16 protein-coding genes are annotated in these 7,807 nt (G+C 49.6%); all 16 read right to left on the reverse strand.

Annotation, left to right across the window (positions count from 1 at the left end):
* Positions 1-59 precede the first annotated feature (59 nt).
* Positions 60-458, reverse strand: coding sequence for a 30S ribosomal protein S8 (gene rpsH, locus F3H12_RS05980; protein ID WP_149678432.1), 399 nt, complete (start codon positions 456-458; stop codon positions 60-62).
* A gap of 25 nt (positions 459-483) precedes the next feature.
* Positions 484-669, reverse strand: coding sequence for a type Z 30S ribosomal protein S14 (locus F3H12_RS05985; RefSeq protein WP_149678433.1), 186 nt, complete (start codon positions 667-669; stop codon positions 484-486).
* A gap of 14 nt (positions 670-683) precedes the next feature.
* A complete protein-coding gene (gene rplE, locus F3H12_RS05990; RefSeq protein WP_149678434.1) occupies positions 684-1,226 on the reverse strand; it encodes a 50S ribosomal protein L5 in 543 nt (180 codons plus the stop codon).
* Positions 1,227-1,249: 23 nt separating this feature from the next.
* Entirely contained in the window at positions 1,250-1,594 is a 345-nt protein-coding gene (gene rplX / locus F3H12_RS05995) for a 50S ribosomal protein L24 (protein ID WP_149678435.1), read from the reverse strand.
* Between the two features lie 18 nt (positions 1,595-1,612).
* A complete protein-coding gene (rplN, locus tag F3H12_RS06000) occupies positions 1,613-1,981 on the reverse strand; it encodes a 50S ribosomal protein L14 (RefSeq protein ID WP_149678436.1) in 369 nt (122 codons plus the stop codon).
* A 15-nt stretch (positions 1,982-1,996) separates the two neighbouring features.
* Positions 1,997-2,254: a 30S ribosomal protein S17 gene (rpsQ, locus tag F3H12_RS06005; protein ID WP_149678437.1), complete on the reverse strand. Its 258-nt coding sequence runs from the start codon at positions 2,252-2,254 to the stop codon at positions 1,997-1,999.
* A gap of 32 nt (positions 2,255-2,286) precedes the next feature.
* On the reverse strand, positions 2,287-2,499 hold the full coding sequence (gene rpmC, locus F3H12_RS06010) for a 50S ribosomal protein L29 (RefSeq protein ID WP_149678438.1): 213 nt from the start codon (positions 2,497-2,499) through the stop codon (positions 2,287-2,289).
* A gap of 1 nt (position 2,500) precedes the next feature.
* Entirely contained in the window at positions 2,501-2,923 is a 423-nt protein-coding gene (rplP, locus tag F3H12_RS06015; RefSeq protein ID WP_149678439.1) for a 50S ribosomal protein L16, read from the reverse strand.
* A complete protein-coding gene (gene rpsC / locus F3H12_RS06020) occupies positions 2,923-3,588 on the reverse strand; it encodes a 30S ribosomal protein S3 (RefSeq protein ID WP_149678440.1) in 666 nt (221 codons plus the stop codon). The genes rplP and rpsC overlap by 1 nt, the downstream gene beginning before the upstream one ends.
* Positions 3,589-3,600: 12 nt before the next feature.
* Positions 3,601-3,948, reverse strand: a complete 348-nt coding sequence (rplV, locus tag F3H12_RS06025) for a 50S ribosomal protein L22 (protein ID WP_479694067.1) — start codon at positions 3,946-3,948, stop codon at positions 3,601-3,603.
* A gap of 161 nt (positions 3,949-4,109) precedes the next feature.
* Positions 4,110-4,394, reverse strand: a complete 285-nt coding sequence (gene rpsS / locus F3H12_RS06030) for a 30S ribosomal protein S19 (RefSeq protein WP_149678442.1) — start codon at positions 4,392-4,394, stop codon at positions 4,110-4,112.
* Positions 4,395-4,417: 23 nt separating this feature from the next.
* On the reverse strand, positions 4,418-5,245 hold the full coding sequence (rplB, locus tag F3H12_RS06035; RefSeq protein ID WP_149678443.1) for a 50S ribosomal protein L2: 828 nt from the start codon (positions 5,243-5,245) through the stop codon (positions 4,418-4,420).
* A 96-nt stretch (positions 5,246-5,341) separates the two neighbouring features.
* Complete coding sequence (rplW, locus tag F3H12_RS06040) at positions 5,342-5,695, reverse strand: 50S ribosomal protein L23 (protein ID WP_149678451.1); 354 nt, start codon at positions 5,693-5,695, stop codon at positions 5,342-5,344.
* Positions 5,695-6,318, reverse strand: a complete 624-nt coding sequence (gene rplD, locus F3H12_RS06045; protein ID WP_149678444.1) for a 50S ribosomal protein L4 — start codon at positions 6,316-6,318, stop codon at positions 5,695-5,697. Before rplD ends, rplW begins: the two co-directional genes overlap by 1 nt.
* 30 nt (positions 6,319-6,348) lie before the next feature.
* Positions 6,349-6,987: a 50S ribosomal protein L3 gene (gene rplC, locus F3H12_RS06050; RefSeq protein WP_149678445.1), complete on the reverse strand. Its 639-nt coding sequence runs from the start codon at positions 6,985-6,987 to the stop codon at positions 6,349-6,351.
* A 69-nt stretch (positions 6,988-7,056) separates the two neighbouring features.
* Positions 7,057-7,368 carry a 30S ribosomal protein S10 gene (rpsJ, locus tag F3H12_RS06055; protein ID WP_149678446.1) on the reverse strand — a complete coding sequence of 104 codons (312 nt, stop codon included), beginning with the start codon at positions 7,366-7,368 and terminating at the stop codon, positions 7,057-7,059.
* Positions 7,369-7,807 lie beyond the last annotated feature (439 nt).

Genomic DNA, 7,807 nt, shown 5'->3' on the forward strand with positions numbered 1-7,807 from the left:
GCTTCCTGTCCTTTTCAGAACTCTTCCTTCCTGTTATTATCCTTTTATTGATTATCCAATTACCAGACAAAGGCAAGGACCTCTCCGCCAACGCCGAGCTTTCTTGCTTCCTTGTCCGTCATAACGCCCTTGGACGTAGAAACAATAGCGATTCCCAGGCCGCCCAAAACTCTGGGAAGTTCATTCTTGCCGGCATACACCCTCAAGCCGGGCTTGCTGATGCGCTTGATGCCGGTGATGACATTCTTCTTGTTTTCAACATACTTCAGGGTGATCCTGATGATTCCCTGCTTCTTGTCGTCGATTTCAGTGAATTCCTTGATGTATCCTTCATCAAGCAGGATCTGGGCAATCCGCTTCTTGAGCTTTGATGCGGGGATATCGACGGTTTCATGCTTTGCGTTCGCAGCATTCCTGATTCTTGTCAGCATATCCGCAATGACATCGGTTGCATGCATTGTTACAGACCTCCTTTCGCGACTGTTACCAACTTGCCTTCTTTACGCCGGGAATCTGACCCTTGTACGCCAGTTCCCTGAAGCAAATACGGCAAATGCCAAATTTTCTGAGATACGCATGGGGTCTGCCACAGAGCTTACAACGATTATAGTACCTGGTTGAGAACTTGGGTTTTCTTTGCTGTTTGATGATCATGGATTTCTTCGCCACTGCAAATACCTCCTTTAGCTCCTGGCAAACGGCATTCCGAGAAGTGTCAGCAATTCTCTCGCTTCTTCATCGGTCTTGGCTGTGGTAACAAACGTGATGTCCATACCACGCACCTTGTCGATCTTGTCGTATTCGATTTCCGGAAAGATCAGCTGCTCCTTGATGCCCAGGGTGTAGTTGCCTCTTCCGTCGAAGGAATCCGGGCTGACGCCCCTGAAGTCCCTTACCCTCGGAAGACCAACATTGAACAGCTTATCCACAAACTCGTACATCCTGTTTCCACGCAGTGTTACCTTGCAGCCAATGTTCATGCCTGCACGAAGCTTGAACGCTGCCACTGATTTCTTGGCCTTGGTGATAACCGGCTTCTGCCCGGTTATGGTGGCAAGATCATTGGCTGCGCTCTCAATGGCCTTGGGGTTATCCTTGACATCCCCAACACCCATGTTGAGAACAACTTTTACAAGCTTCGGGATCTGCATGGGGCTTTTGTAATTGAACTTGCTCTGAAGAGCCGGAGCCACTTCAGCATTATATTTGTCAAGCAATCTTGGCATGCTCGTGTCAACCTCCTTAAGGATTAGTCTTTATTCTCTCGGATAATGTCAATGACTTCTCCGCACTTCTTGCAGACCCGCGCTTTTTTCCCGTCATCAAGAAATTTCTTGCCAACCTTGGTAGGAACACCGCATTTTTCGCAGATGAGCATGACCTTGTCAGCGTATATGAAAGCTTCCTGGTGAATGATTCCGCCCTGGAAGCCCTTGTTCGGTCTCGGCTTAACATGCTTGGTAACGACATTCACACCTTCGACAAGAACCTTCCGGGCGCTGGGATCCACATCGAGGACCTTGCCCTTTTTGCCGGCGTCCTTGCCGCTGAGCACGTATACCATATCTCCCTTTTTAACATGCAACTTTCCCATGAGCCAAGCCTCCTTCCTTTACAGCACTTCCGGAGCAAGAGAAATGATTTTCATGTAGTCCTTGTCTCTGAGCTCCCTTGCAACGGGCCCAAATATACGGGTTCCTCTCGGGTTACCGTCATCCTTGATAATAACGGCTGCATTCTCATCAAAACGAATAACGGATCCGTCCGGCCTCTTCAAACCCTTTACCGAACGAACGATAACTGCCTTTACAATTTCACCTTTCTTGACAACACCGCCGGGCGTTGCATTCTTAACCGAACAAACGATCACATCGCCAATGTTGGCATACTTCCTCTTGGAACCGCCCAGGACTTTTATGCACATCAATTCCTTGGCGCCAGTGTTGTCAGCCGCCTTTAAATAGGTCTGTGCCTGAATCATGTTCTGCGCCTCCTCTTACTTCGCCTTTTCGATGATCTCGACCAGACGCCATCTCTTGTCCCTGCTGAGCGGCCTGGTTTCCATAATCAGAACGCGATCACCGACTTTGCATTCATTATTCTCGTCATGGGCCTTGAACTTGGTTGTCCTCTTCACGGTCTTCTTATAGATCGGATGCCTTACGTTATCTTCAACAGCCACGACAATGGTCTTATCCATTTTATCACTAACAACCCTGCCAACGCGGGTCTTTCTCAAATTCCTTTCTGCCACGCGAAACTAACCTCCTTCCGCCTGAAGGCCCATTAAGCCTTCCTGATTCCGAGTTCCTTTTCACGGATGATGGTCTGCACCCGTGCGATATCCTTCTTTATCTGCCTCAGCTTCATAGGATTCTCCAGCTGGCTTGTGGCATGCTGGAACCTGAGCTTGAACAGTTCGGCCTTGAGCTCGTTGAGCTCCTCATTGAGTTCGTCACGCGTCTTTTCCCTGAGCGCTTTCAGTTCAGAAGCTTTCATCCTATACACCTACCTCTTCATTACGCGCTATGATCTTGCACTTGATGGGCAACTTGTGGGAAGCCAGTCTCAAGGCTTCTCTGGCAATATCTTCCGGTACGCCTGCGATCTCAAACAGCACACGGCCCGGCTTGACAACTGCCACCCAGTATTCGGGGGAACCTTTACCGGAACCCATACGAGTCTCGGCTGGTTTCTTGGTAACCGGCTTGTCAGGGAAGATCTTAATCCATACCTGACCGCCCCTCTTGACAAAACGTGTCATGGCAACACGCGCCGCTTCAATCTGATTGCTTGTGATCCATGCCGGTTCTACGGCCTGCAGTCCATATTCGCCATAGGCAATGGTGTTGCCGCGGGTAGCCTTACCGGTCATGCGGCCTCTCTGAACCCTTCTGTATTTAACCCTCTTGGGCATTAACATTACGCTTCTCCCCCTTCCTTCTTCTCCTTCTTCTTGCTGGGAAGAACCTCGCCTTTATAAATCCATACCTTTACGCCGATTTTTCCATAGGTTGTGTCGGCTTCAGCAAAACCGTAGTCGATGTCTGCACGCAGTGTCTGCAGGGGTATTGTTCCCTCATGATAATGCTCCGTACGCGCGATTTCGGCACCGCCCAGTCTTCCGGAAACCTGGGTCTTGATACCCTTTGCACCGAACTTCATAGCCCTGGACATGGCCTGCTTCATGGCGCGACGGAAGGAAATACGCTTTTCAAGCTGAGAAGCGATGCTCTCGGCAACGAGCTGTGCATTCGTCTCGGGCGTCTTAATCTCTGTGATGTTGAGCAGAACGCTCTTGCCCGTCATCTTCTCCAGCTCCTTGCGGAGGGCTTCGATGCCCGCTCCCTGCTTGCCGATGATGATACCCGGCTTGGCGGCATGAATATTGATCTTGACCTTTGTCGCAGCCCTTTCGATTTCAATTCTGGCAACCCCTGCGATATAGAGCTTTTTCTTGATATACTTGCGAAGCTTGACGTCTTCTACCAGGAAGTTGCTGAAATCCTTGGCGCTGGCATACCATTTTGTGTCCCAGTCTTTAATGATTCCTATTCTCAGTCCATGCGGATTTACTTTCTGGCCCATAATGCAACCTCCTTATTTTGCCCTTTCCTTGAGAACCAGGGTAATATGGCTGGTCCTCTTGCGGATTCTGAATGCCTGTCCTCTTGCTCTTGGCATAATCCTCTTCAGGGTCGGACCCGGATCGGCGTAGATCTCAGAAACATACAGGCGATCCCTGTCCAGCTGGTTGTTGTTCACCGCATTGGCTTCAGCGGACTTCAACAACTTGTAGATGATCTCCGATGCATTTCTGGGCATATACTTCAAAATGGCATAAGCCTCATCAATGTTCTTGTTCCTAATCAGATCGATAACCAGTTTGGCCTTCCTGGTGGAAACCCTGGCATACCTGACCACAGCACGGCCTTCGTTCTTGCCGATGCCAAGTACCTTCCGCTCCTTCTTTGTCAGAACAGGAAGCTTCTTGGATTTGCTGCGGGTCTTCGCATATTGTTCAAGCAGCTCGTCCTTTTTCTCGAGCAGCTCCTCTTTTGACATCACCTTTCTGCCCAAATCAATTCCTCCTTCCACTCAGACAGTGCTTACTTCTTAAGCTTTGTCCCTTTTTCGTCCTTGCCGTGGCCCCTGTAGGTACGGGTTGGAGCAAACTCTCCAAGCTTGTGTCCTACCATATCCTCGGTGATATATACCGGAACATGCTTGCGGCCGTCATGAACGGCAATCGTATGGCCAACCATCTGCGGAAAGATAGTGGACGCGCGGGACCAGGTCTTCAGAACCTTTTTCTCGTTTTTATCATTCATTTCAATAATTCTGGCCAGCAGCTTTTCATCAACATAAGGGCCTTTCTTCAGCGATCTACTCACGGTACAAACCTCCTTCCAGCCTATTACTTGCGTCTCTTGACGATGAGCTTGTTGCTCTGCTTGTTCTTCTTACGGGTCTTGTAACCGAGAGTCGGCTTACCCCAAGGCGTAACAGGGCTCGGCATACCGATAGGAGACTTACCTTCACCACCACCGTGGGGATGATCAACAGGGTTCATAACAACACCGCGAACGGTTGGCCTGATACCCATCCAGCGTTTTCTCCCGGCCTTGCCTATAGAGATGTTCTCGTGGTCAACATTTCCGACCTGGCCAATGGTAGCCTTGCACTTGATGTTGATCTTGCGAACTTCACCGGAAGGAAGCCTGACTTGGGCATAGGAGCCTTCCTTTGCCATGAGCTGGGCAAGGTTTCCTGCAGCCCTTACAAGCTGACCGCCCTTGCCGGGCTTTAATTCAATGTTGTGGATGACGGTACCTACAGGAATGTTCTCCAGAGGCAGCGCGTTACCCGGCTTGATATCCGCGTCGGGTCCGGAAATGACCTGATCGCCGACCTTCAGTCCGTCGGGCGCGATGATATACCTCTTTTCGCCGTCCACATAGGTAAGCAATGCGATACGGGCTGATCTGTTCGGATCGTATTCAATGGATGTAACCTTTGCAGGAATATTGTCCTTATCCCTCTTGAAGTCAATGATTCTGTACTTCTTCTTGGCGCCGCCGCCATGATGGCGCACGGTGATCCTGCCGTAGGCGTTTCTTCCGCCCTTCTTCTTCAGCGGAGCAAGAAGGCTCTTTTCCGGTTCCTTCTTGGTTATCTCCTCAAATGTCGATACAGTCATGAATCTTCTTGCAGGAGATGTCGGATTGTACTTCTTGATTGGCATTTCTTCCACTCCTTTATTCTATTGGGAACAGGCCGTTATCAGGACGACTGCGGATCCTATATCTCCGACCTGCCCGACTCTTTATGATCTCAAACTTTACTGACCTACACCGAACTCTTCAATGCTGGTCTTATACTTCTTGGCGGTTGCGACTTCCTTGCCGCCCTTGGTCAGATAGGTAACCGGCTTGGGATCGGTGTCGATCTTGACAATCGCCTTTTTGAAAGCCTCGGTCTTGCCGACATGAACGCCCATCCTCTTCTGCTTGCCCTGATAGTTGATGGTGTTGACTGAGAGGACCTTCACCTGGAAAAGCTTCTCAACGGCGTTCTTGATCTCTGTCTTGGTGGACCTTCTGTCCACAATAAAGGTGTACTTCCCCTCGGCTATTTCCTCATTGCTCTTCTCGGTAATGTAGGGGCGAAGGATGATATCCTCTGCGCGCTTCATCATGCATACACCTCCTCAATCTTCGCGATGGCTTCCCTGGTGGCGATGAACTTCTTGTACTTGAGAATGTCGTAGGTATTGATGGTGTTCACCAAAGCCGTCTTCACACCGCAGATATTTCTGGAGGACTTGATGACCTTTTCATCCACCGCAGGAAGCACGATCAAAGCTGAGGAATCCACTTTCAGGTTGTTCAGAACCTTCACCATCTGCTTGGTCTTGATTTCATCAAGCTTCAGATCGTCCAGAACCACAATGTCGTTCTCCAGAACCTTGCTGGAAAGAGCGCTCTTGAGAGCAAGTCTCCTGACCTTCTTGGGCAGGGTGTACTTGTAGCTTCTGGGTTTCGGTCCCAGGGCGATACCGCCGCCAACCCACTGGGGTGAACGGATGCTGCCGTGACGGGCACGTCCGGTACCCTTCTGTCTCCAGGGCTTCCTGCCACCGCCTCTGACTTCGGCCCTTGTCTTTGTGGACTGGGTTCCCTGCCTTGCATTGGCAAGAATGTTTACAACTGCGGCATGCATTGCCACCGTATTGATTTCAACGCCGAATATGTCATCACTGAGAATCATATCGCCGACCTTTTGGCCGTCCATATTATATACATCTACTTTTGGCATATCATATCCTCCTTCCGAGCCAGTATTTCGTTATGCCTTTGCCTTCACTGAATCCTTAATCATAAGGAGGCCGCCCTTTGGCCCGGGTACTGCGCCCTTGACAAGCAAAAGCCCTCTTTCAGCATCTACCTTCACAACTGTCAGATTCTGAACGGTCACTCTTTCAGCGCCCATATGCCCCGGCATGACCTTACCCTTGAATACGCGGCTCGGGTCGGAGTGCGCACCCATGGAGCCCAGGCCTCTGTGATAGCCCGAACCGTGGGACATACGGCCCCGTCCTGTTCCGAAGCGCTTGACGGTACCCTGGAAGCCTTTACCCTTGGAAATACCGGTAACGTCCACCTTGTCGCCATCGGCGAACATGTCTTCTACCTTGATGACGCTGCCGACTTCGAAACCGGAAATATCGTCAAGCCTGAATTCCCTCAGATACCTCTTGGCAGGAACCTTAGCCTTCTCGAACTGGCCTTTCAGGGGTTTGTTGAGCTTCTTGGCCGGAACATCTTCATAACCGACCTTGAGAGCGTTGTAGCCGTCAATCTCCACGGTCTTCTTCTGGACAACCGCTACGGGTCCTGCGGAAATAACGGTTACCGGCACCATGTTGCCATCCTCTGTGAATACCTGGGTCATACCTATCTTTTTGCCAAGCATGCATTTTTTCATCTTGAATAATACCTCCTGTCATTGGTTCAGCCGTGCCGGCCGAACTTAACATTATATTTCATTTATGAATTAAAGCTTGATTTCGATATCCACACCTGCCGGAAGATCCAGCCTCATCAGGGCGTCTACCGTCTTGGGAGTGGGCATAAGTATATCGATAAGCCTTTTATGTGTTCTCATTTCGAACTGCTCACGAGAGTCCTTATATTTATGGGGAGCACGCAGGATGGTCACAACTTCCTTCTTGGTCGGAAGCGGAACCGGCCCCGATACTTTAGCACCCGTTCTCTTCGCTGTTTCGACGATCTTCTCTGCGGACTGGTCGATGACCTGATGATCGAAAGCCTTCAGCCTGATTCTGATTTTCTGTTTGTTCGCCATATACAAACCTCCTCGAGTATTGATTTTGCTGGCGCAACAAGCTATACTCTGTACACTCTGCCGGGTGTTTCATGTCTAATCATAGGAAAAGCCCAGATTTTACCTGGGCCACAATACAAGCATACAAAAATAAACATGCATGATGTACAGTGACTTGTCGCCCGGTTTCTTGGAATCGGACATTCTCCACTGCAGTTCCCAGTCTGTTTCACCTGCCATCTGCAGCTTCATCGTATGCCAATGTCACAGCATGAAATATTGTACTACAGGATTCTTTGATTTGCAAGAAAAATTTACGCTTCCGCCTGAAAATATAAATTGCAATATTAAATGCCGTGAAAAAATTGGTAAATCCATTGCTTACTGGAATAAATTCTATACATCATACCGCCATTTCTATGGCTGACCTATAACCAAACATTCTTCTTGGATATTCATT

This window comes from Thermoclostridium caenicola, assembly GCF_900142095.1.
GTDB lineage: Bacteria > Bacillota > Clostridia > DSM-8532 > DSM-8532 > Thermoclostridium_A > Thermoclostridium_A caenicola.